The following is a 15,254-nucleotide window of genomic DNA, read 5'->3' as shown; positions in this document are numbered from 1 at the left end:
GTCGAGCTAATCAGTATGCAGTAAAAAATAGAATGTCAGCGTGACTACACGATTAATTTGAGGAATGTGTTGCGAAATATCAACGAGATAATTTAATTTCATTGTTGGAAACAAAAAAAGCACTGTTGTCGTACGCTTGAACTGTTACTTGTTCATATAATCATGACAAATAAATGTCATTTTTATATTGTCCTGCATCTTGCAGCGGTACATTTCTTAGCGAACAACATGATCAAAACACACCAGGAAACGGCAGGCCGTTCCGGCCGCCATGCAGCTTTTTCGTCCGCCGGGCGCTATCTGGGCATGCTGGCCGCGCTTGCCGGCCGCACCCGCCGGTTTCATCTTTCCAAGTGTCATGTTGTGCCGCTGGTGCTCGCTTCCCTGCTGCTGGGCGCCGCTGCGCCCGCTGCCGCACAGGTGTTGTGGGAGGATTACCGCGGCATCGAGCGGGTGCCGGCCAATCCGCCCGCACCCAATTACAACAACGGCTTCAACGCGGGCAGCACGGGCCGGCTCGCCAGCCTGGCGGCGCTGGCCGCCAATCCCGCCGCCAACGCGGCGCGCACGGGCACCTCGGCGCAGCTGGACTGGGCCAATGGCACGGCCGCCAATCCCGGGCAGCTATGCAACTTCGATACGCAGCAGACGTCCCCTGCCTGCCGCGCCTGGATCATGGGCCGCGTGATGTACACGCTGGTGGTGTTTCCGCAGGCGGGCAATTACAAATTCAGCGTCGCGCACGACGATGACGTGAAGGTGGATTTCTCGACCCAGTATTCGACCAATTACCGCAATACCGTGTACAACGTGGCCGTGGGCAGCGTGGCCGAATATTCGAATAATGAAACGGATTTCCAGAATTTGGCCGGCAATTTCAATAGCGCCACGCCCGGCGGCTGTTATCTGGCCCGCGTCCTGTGGAATAACGTGGGCGGCATCAATTATCTGCACATGCGCTGGACGCGTCCCGACAATGTGACGGAAATTATTCCCGCAGCACAATTGCGCGACCCCAGCCTGGCCAGCTCCTATGCCGACTGTACCAATAGCAAGACGGACCTGGCCGTCAGCAAGGTGGGCCCGGCGCAGTTTTCCGTCGGCAAGCCCCTGAGCTACACCATGAAAGTGTGGAACCGCGGTCCGGCCCTCAGCGCGGGCGCCACCTTCAGCGACGTGCTGCCGGCCAGCCTGAGCAATGTCAGCTGGACCTGCGCCGCCAGCGGCAGCGCTTCCTGCGGCACGAAAACCTCGGGTTCGGGCAGCAACAATGTGAGCATTACCATGGGCAACCTGCCCGTGAATGGCGCCGTCAGCGATCCCACCGCGGGCTCCTACCTGACGGTGACGATCACGGCCACGCCGGGGGACGCCGCCAGCATCGTGAATACGGCCAACGTGACCGTGTCGCCCAACGAAACGGATAGCGATCTGAGCAACAACAGCAGCAGCACCACGGCCACCGTCAGGACGAATACCTTGACGGTGCTCAAGGTGCTGGCGCCGGCCAGCGACAGCGGCCTGTTCATCATGAATGCCAACGGCACGGCGGGCGTGCAGGGCGGCAACGGCGCCACGGCCAGCGCCGTGGTACGCGTGGGCAACCTCGCGACGTTTGCGGAAAACGCGGGCACGGCCACCGTGCTGGCCCAGTACCAGAGCAGCTACAGCTGCGTGCGTACGGATACGGCGGCCGTCATTTCCAGCGGCGCGGCCAACGGGGGCAACTTCACCATGCCCGAGGCGCCCGTCACCTGTACCATCAGCAACCGCCGCCTGCAGGCGGACATGCAAGCCGTCACGACGGTGCCGGCCGGTCCCTACAATGCCGGTTCGCCCGTGACGGTGACGGGCGTGTGCACGAACAACGGTCCCGACAGCGCGGCCGCGCCCACCTGCGTGATGAGCGGCTTGCCCGCCGGCGCCACGGCCACCTGCAGTGCGCCCGTGTCGCCGTTCATTCCCGGTTCGCGCATCAATTGCAGTTCCACCTTCAACCTGCCCGCCAGCGGCAGCCTGACGATCACCACCACGGCCGGCGCGAGCACGCTGGACCCTATCCCCGCGAACAACGTCGACAGCGACAGCCTGGGCATCGTCAGTCCCCTCGTGCGCGTGCAAAAAAGCGTCGACAAGACCAGCGCCTTCATCGGCGACACCGTGCAGTGGACCTTGACGGCGAACAATACCGGCACGGGCGCCACCACGGCCACCCTGACCCTGACCGATACCTTGCCGGCCAACCTGGCCAGCATCGTCGTCACGCCCACGGCGCCCGCCACCTGTGCGCCGCTGGCCGGCAATACGCTCAGCTGCAGCGTGCCGGCCGGCCTGGCGCCGGGCGCCAGTGCCGTAGTCAGCCTCACCGGCGTGCCGACGGCGGCCGGCAATTTCGTCAACAGCGTGGCGCCGTCCGGCGGCAATGGCGCCAGCTGCGCCACGGCGGGCGCCTGCCAGACCACCACGGTGGTCAGCAAGGCGCTGGTGGACGTCACCACCACCCTGAACGGCTTTCCCGGCTCGACGAATGCGGGCGATGCCATCAGCGGCACGGTTACCTACCGCAACATGGGACCGGGCGCGGCGGAAAACGTCACATACACGCTGCAATTGCCGCCTGGCTTGACGGGCGTGTCCGTCGGCGGCGTGACGGGTGTGTACAACGCGGGCACGGGTTTCATCGTCCTGTCGGGCCTGCCGCCGAACCTGGCGGCCGGGCAGGGCGTCACCTTCAATCTCAGCTATACGCAGCCGCCCACGAACACCTCGTTTGTCACCAGCGTGATCGGCACCACCTCCGTCGAAGTGGCCAACGACTTGCCGAATACGGCCACCGTGATGGTGCCGGGGCCGAACGTGCGCGTCACCAAGGTGGCCGACAAGCTGACGGCCAACGTGGGCGAGAACATCACGTGGACGATCACGGCCAGCAATACGGGCAATATCGCCAACCAGGGCGTCGTGAGCCTGGCCGATCTGCTGCCGCCCAACCTGGCCGTCACCAGCGTGCTTCCCGGTCCCGGCGTGAACTGCCCGCCGCTGGCGGCCTGGGTGGCGTCGAGCACCCAGACCTGCACCATCGCCGCCGGCCAGCTGGCGGCCCTGAACGGCAGCCGCAGCGTCACCATCACGGCGCACGCGACGGCGGGCGGCAGCCTGGCCAACCGCATCATGCCGACCGGCCCCGATAATCCATCCTGCGCCACGGCGGAAAACTGCCGCACGGTCACTACGATCACCAGCCCCAAGGTGGCGGTGACGAAATCCGTCGACCACGCCAGCATCAATATCGGCGCCACCCTGAGCTGGAGCGTCACGGCGACCAATAGCGGCGATGGCGCGAGCACCGCGCCCATCACCCTGACCGATACCTTGCCGGCCAACCTGCTGAACCTGAACGTGGCGCTGGTCGGCAGCGCCACCTGCGCTGCGCCGGTGGGCAATATCCTCACCTGCACGGTGCCGGCCGGCCTGGCCGCGAACGGCGGCAGCGCCGGCTTCATCGTCACGGCCCAGCCTGCCGCGGCGGGCACCTACAACAACAGCGTCGTGCCGTCCGGCGCCGACAACCCGGCCTGCGCCACGCCTGCCGCCTGCGCCACCACCAGCACGGTGACCAGCCCCAGCGTGGCCGTGACGAAAGGCGTCGACAGGACCACCGTCAACCTCGGCGACACCATCACGTGGACCCTGAAAGCCATCAACAGCGGTAGCGGCCCCACGAACGGCCCGATCACCCTGACCGATACCTTGCCCGCCAACGTGGGCGCGCTGCAGATCCTGCCCGTGGCGCCCGCCAGTTGCGGCGTGCCCGCCGGCAACACGCTGACGTGCACCATACCGCCTGGGCTGGCCAGCGGCATGCAGGCAACGGTGCTGATCAAGGCCGTGGCAAATGCGGCCGGCACGGTGGCCAACAGCCTCGTGCCAAGCGGCGTCGACAATCCCGCCTGCGCCACGCCGGCCAATTGCCAGACCACCACCACCGTCACCAGCCCGAACGTGGCCGTGAAAAAGACCGTCGACAAGGCCAGCATCAACGTGGGCGACACGCTCACGTGGACCTTAACGGTGAGCAATAGCGGCACGGGCGCCAGCACGGGCGCCGTCACCTTGACCGATACCTTGCCGGCCGGCCTGACGAACGTCGTCGTCAGCCCGCAGGCGCCCGCCACCTGCGCGCCCGTGGCGGGCCAGAACCTCGCATGCAGCGTGCCGGCCGGCCTGGCCCCCGGCGCCTCGGCGAAAATCGTCGTCAGCGCCACGGTCACCGTGGCTGGCGCCGCCGTCAACAGCGTGCTGCCATCGGGTCCCGATACTCCCGCCTGCGTGTTGCCCGGCGATTGCGGCACCACCACCACGGTGGTCAAGCTGCTCGTCGACGTCACCACCACCCTGAATAATTTCCCGCCGAATACCCTGGCGGGCGACATGATTTCCGGCACCGTCACCTACGCCAACGTGGGACCTGGCCCCGCCGAAGGCGTCACGTACACCCTGCAACTGACGCCTGGCCTGAGCAACGTCGTCCTGACGGGCGCCGCCGGCAGCTACAATTCCGCCACGGGCGTCGTCACCCTCAGCGGCTTGCCCGTGGGCCTGGCGAATGGCCAGAGCACCAGTTTCAATGTCAGCTACACGCAGCCGGCCGACAACCTGTCGATGGTGACGTCGACCATTGCCACGACCTCGGTGGAAGTGGCGAACCACTTGCCGAACACGGCCACGGCAACCGTGCCCGGCCCCATCATCCGCGTGACGAAACTGGCCGACAAGACGACGGCCAACGTGGGCGAGACGATTACCTGGACCATCACGGCCACGAATACGGGCAGCCTGGCCAACCTGGGCGTGGTGACCCTGACCGACATCCTGCCCGCCAACGTGGCGGTGCTGTCCGTCATGCCGGGCGCGGGCGTCAGCTGTCCGCCGCTGGCCAGCTGGCTGGCCAACAGCGCGCAAGCGTGCACCGTCGCGCCAGGCCAGCTGGTCGCCATGAATGGCAGCCGCAGCATCACCATCACGGCCCGGGGCACGGCCGGCGGCAGCCTGGGCAACAAAGTGCTGCCGAGCGGACCCGATAATCCCGCCTGTGCCCAGGCCGCTTCGTGCCAGACGGCCACCACCATCCTCAGCCCGCAGGTGGCCGTGCGTAAAACCGTCGACAGGAGCAACATCAACGTGGGCGAGGCGCTGACGTGGACGATCGCCGTGGCCAATACGGGCACGGGCGCGACCATGGGCATCGTCACCCTGACGGACACCTTGCCGGCCAATCTGACCCTGTGGCAAGTGTTGCCCGCGTCGCCCGCCACTTGCGCGGTGCCGAACGGTAACCAGCTCGTGTGTTCCATTCCCGCCGGCATGGCGGCAGGCGCCACGCTCAATATCGTCGTCAAGGGCGTGGCCAATGGGGCCGGTGCCTATGTCAATACGGTGGTGCCGAGCGGCCCCGACAACCCTGCCTGCCCGCAGCCCGGCGATTGCAGCACCACCAGCACGGCCGTGAAATTGCTGGTCGACGTGACCACGACCCTGAACGGTTTTCCCGGCAGCACGCATGCGGGCGACACGATTGCGGGCACCGTCAATTTCAGCAATATCGGCCCCGGGCCGGCCGAAGGCGTGACGTACAGCCTGCAACTGGCGCCCGGCCTGGCCGGCGTCAATCTCGGCGGCGTGACGGGCAGCTACAACGGCGGCTCCGGCCTGGTGACCTTCAGCGGCGTGCCGGCCACCTTGGCGGCGGGGCAGGGCTTCAGCTTCCAGCTCAGCTACATCCAGCCGGCCAGCAACCTGTCGACCGTGGTCAGCCGCATCGCCACGACATCGGTGGAAGTGCCGAACGACCAGCCCAACGTGGCCACCGTCACGATGCCCGGCTCCATCATTCGCGTCAGCAAGACGGCCAACAAGGCCGTGGCAAATGTCGGCGAGGAAATTATCTGGACGATTACGGCCAGCAACACGGGCAGCCTGGCCAACCAGGGCGCCGTCATTTTGACGGACTTGCTGCCAGCCAATATCGTCGTGACGAATGTGGCGCCCGACAGCGGCGTCACCTGTCCGCCGCTGGCCAGCTGGGTGGCCAACAGCAGCCAGAGCTGCAGCGTGGCCATCGGCCAGCTGGCGGCCGGCAACGGCCAGCGCCAGATCGTGCTGACCGGCAAGGCGAGCGCGGGCGGCAACCTGGCCAACCATGTCATGCCGAGCGGCCCGGACAATCCGGCCTGCTTCCAGGCCAACAGCTGCCAGACGCAGACCACCATCACCAGCCCCAGCCTGGCGCTGAGCAAGAGCGTCGACAAGCTGGCGCTGAACATCGGCGACAGCCTGACGTGGACGGTCACCCTGGCCAACAGCGGCACGGGCGCCAGCACGGCCGTCGCCACTCTCACCGACACCTTGCCGGCCGGCCTGGCAAATATCGTCGTCACGCCTGCCGCGCCCGTCACCTGCGCGCCGCTGGCCGGCAATGTGCTCACGTGCAGCGTGCCGGCTGGCCTGGCCGCCGGCGGCAATGCCACGCTGCAAGTGACGGCGCGGGCCGCCGCCGCTGGCAGTCTCGTCAATGGCGTCAGCGCCAGCGGCACGGATAACCCCGTCTGCCTGCAGGCGGGCGATTGCAGCACCACGAGCACCGTCAGTTCGCCCTTGCTGAACGCCAGCAAGACTGTCGACAAGACGGCCGCCAACGTGGGCGATACCCTGACGTGGACCTTGACCCTGCGCAATAGCGGCAGCGGTCCCAGCACGGCCATCGCCACCCTGGCCGATACCTTGCCTGCGGGCCTGGCGAACGTGCTGGTGACGCCGACGGCGCCCGTCACTTGCGCCGTGCCGGCGGGCAATGTCGTCAACTGCAGCGTGCCGGCCGGCCTGGCCGCCGGCGCCAGCGCCACCGTCAAGCTGAGCGCCACGGCGACCCTGTCGGGCAGCCTCGTCAATGCATTGCTGCCGGGCGGGCCGGACAACCCCGCGTGCGCCGTGCCAGGCGATTGCCAGACCACCACGGTGGTGTCGAAACTGCTGGTCGACGTGACCACCACGCTCAACGGTTTTCCCGCCAGCAGCAACGCGGGCGACGCCATCCGCGGCGTGGTGACGTTTGCCAACGTGGGTCCCGGCGTGGCGGAAACGATGAGCTACAGCCTGCAGCTGGAAGCGGGCCTGGGTGGCGTGTCCCTCAGCCCCGTCAGCGGCGCGCCCGGCATCAGCGGCGTCTACAACAGCGCCACGGGCATGTACGTGCTAAGCGGCTTGCCGGCCACCCTGATCGCGGGCCAGAGCGCCAGCTTCAACCTGTTCTACACCCAGCCGGCCAGCAACAGCTCGCGCATCACCAGCGTGGTGGGCACCAGTTCCACGGAAATCGTCAACGACTTGCCGAATACGGCGACGACGAACTTGCCTGGCCCCGTGATTCGCGCCAGCAAGACGGTCGACAAGGTGAACGCGGCCGTGGGCGATATCCTGACCTGGAGCATCACGGCCACGAATACGGGTAACTTGCCGAATCAAAACGCCGTCGTCATCGCCGACGTGTTGCCCGCCAATATCGTCGTGCTCAGCGTGACGCCCGATGGGGGCGTGAGCTGTCCGCCGGCCGCCAGCTGGACGGCCGGCAGCGTGCAGTCATGCACGATTGCGGCAGGTCAATTGGCCGCCGGCAATGGCAGCCGCAAGGTCGTCATCACGGGCCGCGGTTCGGTGGGCGGCAGCCTGTCGAACCGCGTCGTGCCCAGCGGTGGCGACAACCCCGCCTGCGATACGGCCGGCGCCTGCCAGGCCACGACGACCCTCGTCGCGCCGCAAGTGACGGTGCGCAAGAGCGTCGACAAGAGCAATGCCAGCGTGGGCGACTTGCTGACCTGGACCATTACCGCCAGCAATGGCGGCACGGGCGCGACCAAGTCCGCCATCGTGCTGACCGACAACCTGCCGGCAGGCGTCAGCGGCGTGCAAGTGCTGTCCACGCAGCTGGCCACCTGCGCGCCCGTGGCGGGCAATATCGTCACGTGCAGCGTGACGGCCGGCCTGGCGCCGGGCGGACAGGCGCAAGTGGTGCTGCGGGCCACGGCCAGCGCGGCCGGCGTGCTGCAGAACACGGTGTTGCCAAGCGGCCCGGACAATCCTGTCTGCGCGCAGGCGGCGGACTGCACCACCACCACCACGGCCATCAAGCTGCTGGTCGACGTGACCACCACCCTGAACGGTTTCCCCGGCACCACCAGTGCCGGCGACCAGATCAACGGCATCGTCAGCTACAGCAACGTGGGTCCCGGCACGGCCGAGAACGTGACGTACAGCCTGAAACTGGCGCAAGGCCTGATGGGCGTGACCTTGAGCGGCGCGGCCGGCAGCTATGACGCCGTCAGCGGCATGCTGACGGTGACGGGCTTGCCCGCCAGCCTGGCGGCCAACGAACTGCACAGCTTTGGCCTGTCGTATATCCAGCCGGCCAGCAATGTGTCGACCATCGTCAGCATCATCGCCACCAGCTCGACGGAAGTGCAGTATGACTTGCCGAACACGGCCACGGTGACCATGCCGGGTCCCGTGATCCGCGTCACCAAGACGGCCAACGTCGGCAATGCCAACGTGGGCGACAGCATCATCTGGACCATTACCGCCATCAACAGCGGCGGCGTGGCCAACCTGGGCGTGGTGACCCTGGCGGACATCCTGCCGCCGAACCTGACGGTGCTGGCGGTCAACGCCGATGCGGGCGTGACTTGCCCGCCGCTGGCGAACTGGGTGGCGAACAGCGTGCAAAGCTGCAGCATTGCTGCTGGTCAGTTGGCTATCGGCAATGGCACGCGCAGCGTGCGCGTGACGGCCACGGGCACGCTGGAAGGCGTGCTGTCGAACCGCGTGATGCCGAGCGGACCCGACAACCCGGCCTGCGCGCAGGCGAACAGCTGCGAATCGAGCATCGTGCTGACGGGACCCAAAGTGGCGGTGCGGAAAAGCGTCAACCGCGCCAGCGCCAATGTGGGCGACACCGTCGTGTGGACGATTACGGCCAGCAATACGGGTACCGGCCCCACGCGCGCCGTCATGACCCTGGTCGACACCTTGCCGGCCGGCCTGACGAATGTGGTGCTCACGCCCGTGCGGGCCACTTGCGCGCCCGTGGCAGGCAATGTGCTGACCTGCAGCGTGCCTGCCGGCCTGATCGGCAATGGCGGCGAAGCCAGCGTGGAAGTGTCGGCCACCGTCACTCAGGCGGGCACGGCCCTCAACCGCGTCGTGCCGTCCGGGCCCGATGCGCCACTGTGCCTGGCGCCGGCCGATTGCCAGACCAGCACCAATGTCACCAGCCCCAGCGTGATGGTGAAGAAAGTGGCGGACAAGGCCAATGCCAGCATCGGCGACACCGTCAGCTGGACCATCACGGCCACCAACCGCGGCAGCGGCGCCACCACGGCCGCCATCACCTTGACGGACGACCTGGCCGCCAGCCTGACCGAGATCGTCGTCACGCCGGCCGCGCCCACCACGTGCGCGCCGCTGGCGGCGAACAAACTGGTGTGCACGGTGCCGGCCGGCCTGGCGCCGAACGCCGTGGCCGCCGTCACGGTGAGCGCGAAAGTGGCGGCCAGCGGCACGTTGAGCAACACCATCGTGCCCGCCGGTCCCGACTTGCCGCGTTGTGCGCAGGCGTCCGATTGCACGGCCGTCACGGAGGTGGCAAATCCCGCCATCGGCGCGGCGCTGGGCGTGGGCAAGGTGACCCAGTTGTCGGCCAAGGTCTTCACCGTGCCGTATACGGTGGTGATCCGCAACGTGGGCAAGGGCGCGGCGCAAAACGTGCAGGCGCTCGACAGCCTGCGCGCCGCCTTCCCCGAACCCGTCGCGTGCCGTATCGTCGCGCCGCCTGCCGCGCCCGCCATTGGCGGCAGCCGGCAACTGGCCGTCAACCCGGGCTTTACGGGCGGTTGCGGCGGCAGCGACTTGCGCTTGCTGAGCGGTGATGCGGCCCTGGGCGAGGGCGAGTTGAGCGTCATTACGTTCACCGTGGAAATCACGGTGCAGGATACGACTTTGCCGCAGTACAACAACAGCGTGTTTGCCAGCGCGCTGGCCGGCACTGTCGCCAACGGGGGCGGCGCCATCAGCGTGCCGCCCGCCCCGGCGGCTGGCGTGATCGCCGCCAACCCCACGTACACGCCCCCCGTGGGCAGCCTCGTGTTCGATGCGTCCAACAATGGCGGCAGCCATGCGGGCGCCGCGGCCACGGCAGCGGATGTGGCGGCGCTGGCGGACAAGGTCGACCCTAACCGCAATGGCAATGCTTCGGATACCGTGGGCGGCGTCGCCTACACGGGCGAAGACACGCCCACGCCCGTGGTGTTGCTGCGGCAAGTGGTCGATGTCATCAAGGCAGTGTCGGCGCAGCAACAAGTCGATGCCAGCAAGTTCGAGATCAGCTACACGGTGCAGGCGGCCAACCGCTATCCTGCCGGCTACCCGACCTCGACCATGGTGCAGGTGGCGGAAAACCTGCGCGCCGTCTTCCCCACGGCCACCAGCGTCGCCCTCAAGCCGGGCAGCCTGGCCGTCACGGCGCGGCCCGCCAGCGCCACGGCCTGCGTCGCCAATCCCGACTTCAATGGCGCCACCGTGTTTGGCTTGCTCAATGGCATGGGTGACTTGCAGCCGCAGGAAAGCTGCAACATCGTCTTCACGGTGCTGGTCGACTTCGGCAGCGTGGCGGCTATCCCCACCGTGGCGCAGCTGAACCAGGTGTATGCGAGCACCATGCCGGGCTCGGAAGCAGGCGGCCGCAATATCGGCCACAGCTACAGCGGTGCCGATGGCGGCAATACGCCGGTGGCGCCCGCCAGCGTGCTGGCCCTGGCCAGTTCGGCCGACACCCTGCTGCTGCCGGCCACGCCAGGCGCCACGCCGCCCAGCTTTACGCCCGTGGTGTTCAACACGAAGGACAAGCCGATGCTGTTGATCAGCAAGAGCGTCAACAAGACCCAGGCCGAGATCGGCGACAGCCTGCAATACACGATCGAGGTGAAGAACACGGGCGTGGCGACGGCATTCGGCGTCAGCGTGCTCGACAAACTGCCGGCCGGCTTTCGCTACATCGACGGCACCACCACGCGCAACAATGTGGTGCAGCCCGATCCCTCCGGCAAGCCGGGGCCACAGCTGAGCTTTAAGCTGGAATCGCTGGCGCCGAACGCCAGCGTCAGCTTCCGCTACCGCCTGCGCGTGGGCGTCGGTTCGCTGCAGGGCGACGGCATCAACCGGGCCCAGGCAACGACCACCAACGGCCCGCCGTCGAACGAGGCGCGCGCGAAAGTGAAGGTGACGGGCGGCGTGTTTACGACGGATGCCTGCATCGCCGGCAAGGTGTTTGTGGACTGCAACAACAACCACGTGCAGGACGCCGAGGAACTGGGCATCCCGGGCGTGCGGCTGTACATGGAGGATGGCACGAACTTCACCACGGACGTGGAAGGCAAGTATAGCTATTGCGGCATCACGCCGAACAGCCATGTGATCAAGGTCGACGGCGCAACGTTGCCGCGCGCCAGCCGCATGATGGAAGCGTCGAACCGCAACCTGGGCGATCCGCACAGCCTGTTCCTCGATACCAAGAACGGCGAGCTGCTGCGCGCCGACTTCATCGAGGGTTCGTGCTCGAATCCCGTGCTCGAGCAAGTCAAGGCGCGCCGTGCCCAGGGCGAAGTGCGCAGCGTGGAAAGGGAGGGCGGCAAGGGAGGGGGCCTGAGCTTCAGCAGCCAGCCGGCCGCCGCGCCGGCCCAGGCGACGGACAGCGCCAACCAGCCTGTCGTCGCGCCCCGCCTGCCCACGCCAGCCGCTGTGCCAGCCACGGCGCCAGCCGCAGGAGGCAGCCATGTGCAATAAGCCTCTGCCACCTTACTTGCCGCTTGCCAATGCCGCCAAAGAGAAACAAGCCATGAAGAGAACTCTCCCCGCGCCTCGGCGCATGGCCGCCGCGCTGGCCCTGCTGGCCTTGCCGGCGGCCAGCCTGGCGCAACTGCCCTTGCCGGACAGTGCGTCAGGCTCCGCCGTGGCGGCGCCTTCCTTCCTCGCCGGCAAGGTGGGCGCCACCGATTACGCCATCAACCGGGGCGTGGCGCGCATCGCCGTCGAGACGGACGGGAACGATGTGCCGGCCGATGGCCAGAGCCCCGTCAAGGTGACGGTGAGCCTCTTTGATGAGCAGGGCAAGCCCCTGGCGGGCACGGCGTTATTGACCATCGAGGCCAGCGGCGGGCGCATCCTGCTGCCCGGGGCCCGCACGGACGAACTGGGACCGGAGCGCCGCGACGCCGACAAGGTCACGCCCGGCACGCAGCTGACGGTGGAGAATGGCGAAGCGGTCTTCAGCCTGCTGGCCCCCGCCACGCCGCAGGACGTGCTGCTGCGCGTGTCGGCCGGCAAAGTGGCGGCGCAGGGCACGATCAGTTTTCTGCCGGAATTGCGCGACATGCTGGCCGTGGGCTTGATCGACGGCATCATCAGCAAGCGCAGCCTGTCGAGCGATGCCATTGCGCCGTCGCGTTTCAATGACGGTTTCGAGCGCGACATCCAGCGCTGGAGCCGGGCGTTCAACAATGGCAAGGCCAATGTGGCGGGCCGTGCGGCGATGTTTTTGAAAGGCACCATCCGTGGCGACGCCTTGCTGACGGCCGCCTACGATTCGGACAAGGACACGCGCGCGCGCCTCTTGCGCGATGTCAATCCGGAAGAGTTTTATCCCGTCTACGGCGACAGTTCCGTGCGCAATTTCGACGCCCGCTCCAGCGACCGTTTATACGTGCGCATCGACCGGCAAAAAAGCTACGTGCTGTACGGCGACTTTGCCACGGGCGACGGCTTCAGCCAGATGACGGGCGGCGGCGCCGTGGCGAACTTGCAGCAGAGGAAACTGGGACAGTACAACCGCACGGCCACGGGCGGGCGCGGCCATTACGAACAGGATGGCATCGTCGCCAATGCGTTTGCCATCAACGACAGCCTGAAGCAGGTGGTCGAGGAATACCGGGCGAACGGCACGTCGGGACCGTTCGCCGTGCGCAACAACAACGCCATCGAAAACTCGGAAAAGATCGAGATCGTCGTGCGCGACAAGAACCAGAACGGCAATATCGTGCAAGCCACGCAGCTGCGCCGCTTCGAGGATTACAGCTTCGAGCCGTTCAGCGGGCGCATCCTGTTCAAGCAGGCGATCCCCGCGCTGACGCCGAATGGCGACCCGCAATCGATACGCATCAGCTATGAAGTGGACCAGGGCGGCGAGAAATTCTGGACCCTGGGCGTGGATGGGCAGGTGCAGCTGGGCAAGATGGTCTCGCTCGGCGGCTCGGCCGTGGAAGACAAGAATCCCTTGTCGCCATACAAATTGCATAGTGCCAACGCGGGCTTGCGCCTGGGCGAGCACAGCCTGCTCGTGCTGGAAGTGGCGCGCACCACGTCCACCAGCTACAGCGCGGGCGGCAATATCTACACGACGCCGTCGGGCCAGGCGGGCGAGTTGCGCGATGAAGTGAGCGGCAACGCGGCGCGGATCGAGTTGCAGCACAAGGATGACAAGCTGGAAGCGAAAGCGTTCTGGAACCGTTCCGACAAGGATTTCAACAACACGGCGGCCGGCATCACGGGCGGGCGGGGCGAGGCGGGCGTGAAGGCGGGCTACAAGCTCAGTCCCGTCATCACCGTGTATGGCGAGGCCATCCGCAGCGACGAGCGCAGCACGGACGCGCGCCGCGATGCGCAGCGCCTGGGCGTGGCGTGGAATGCCAGCGAGCGCTGGCTGCTCGACGTGTCCATCCAGCACATGAAGGAGAGCGGCGGCATGCCGTCGACGGCCGGCATCGCGCCGAATACCTCGCCGCTGGGCACGGGCTTGAATCCCACGGGCGGCTTCTTCGGCAACGGCACGGCCAACACGGCCATCGACCCTGTCACGGGCGGCAGCATCACCACGTTTGCGCCCATCAATCCCGGCGCAGGGACGGGCGCGACGGTGCCGCTGGACGCCACCACCGTGCGCCTGGGCGCGCAGTACAAGGCCACGGACCGCTGGACCCTGAATGGCGACGTGGAAAAAAGCATAGCCGACGCGGACCAGCACCGCTACGGCCTGGGCGCGCAATACCAGCTGGCCGAACGCAGCCGGCTGTACGCGCGCTATGAAAACCAGACGGGGCTGGCGTCCGCGTATTCGCTCAATCCGGCCGACCGCAGCACCAGCTTTGTGGCCGGCGCCGATACGGGCTACATGCCGGGCGGCACCGTGTTTGGCGAGTACCGCATGCGCGACGCCATCGATTACAGCCTCAGCAATCAGCGCGACTTGCAGCTGGCGTCCGGCTTGCGCAACACGTGGAACCTGGGCGAAGGGCTGGCGGCCAACACGAATGTGGAATATCTGAAAGTCATGAACGGCCAGCAACAGCAAGCCGTTGCCGTGGCGGCAGGCTTCGACTATGCCGTCAATCCCCTGTGGCGGGGTTCCGTCAAGCTCGAGTACCGGCGCCTGTTCGACAGCGAGGTCGCGCCGGGCAACCAGCGCCAGGATCAGTGGCTCAATACGATTGCCTGGGCACGCAAGCTGAGCCGCGACTGGACTTTGCTTGCACGCAACTACCTGCTGTACACGCGCAATAACGACGACGCCAGCGGCGCGCCTGTGGGCAATGTGCTGCAGGACCGGGCGCAACTGGGCTTTGCGTGGCGCCCCGTGGACGACAACCGTTTCAACGGCCTGGCCCGCTACGAGTACAAGACCGTGCGCGACCAGTCGCAGATCGATGGCGACAATTATCGCGCGCATATCGTTTCCACGCACCTCGACTATCACCCCAGCCGTCCGTGGTGGTTCACGGGCAGGGTCGCCGCCAAGCACAACAACGACAAGAACTTGCCCGCCGGGCAAGAGAAATACACGGCGTGGCTGTTTTCCGGGCGCACCGTGTATGACATCAGCAAGAACTGGGACATCGGCGTGCTGGCGGCCGTGATGGGCAGTCCGCAAGGGGGCAGCCGCCAGTGGGCCAATGGCGTCGAAGTCGGTTATCTGCTGGCGCAAAACCTGTGGCTGTCGGCCGGCCACAACTGGTCGGGCTTTTCCGACCGCGACCTGACGGGCGCCGACTACACGGCGCGCGGCCCGTATTTGCGCCTGCGCTTCAAGTTCGATGAAAACCTGTTCAAAGGCAAAGACGCCACCATCAACCGTACCCTGGCCCGGCCATGAAAGCTAC

2 protein-coding genes are annotated in these 15,254 nt (G+C 66.7%); both read left to right on the top strand.

Annotation, left to right across the window (positions count from 1 at the left end):
* Positions 1-228 precede the first annotated feature (228 nt).
* Positions 229-11,889 (top strand): DUF7933 domain-containing protein, encoded by an 11,661-nt coding sequence (locus tag GCN75_RS10510; protein ID WP_193317448.1) that lies wholly within the window; start codon positions 229-231, stop codon positions 11,887-11,889.
* A 52-nt stretch (positions 11,890-11,941) separates the two neighbouring features.
* Positions 11,942-15,247: a hypothetical protein gene (locus GCN75_RS10505; RefSeq protein WP_152282471.1), complete on the top strand. Its 3,306-nt coding sequence runs from the start codon at positions 11,942-11,944 to the stop codon at positions 15,245-15,247.
* The last annotated feature ends 7 nt before the right edge of the window (positions 15,248-15,254 follow it).

The sequence above is a fragment of the Janthinobacterium violaceinigrum genome (genome assembly GCF_009208555.1).
Taxonomy (GTDB): domain Bacteria; phylum Pseudomonadota; class Gammaproteobacteria; order Burkholderiales; family Burkholderiaceae_D; genus Janthinobacterium; species Janthinobacterium violaceinigrum.
Note: the sequence above shows the minus strand (reverse complement) of the source record. Positions and strands in the feature narration are given on the sequence as shown.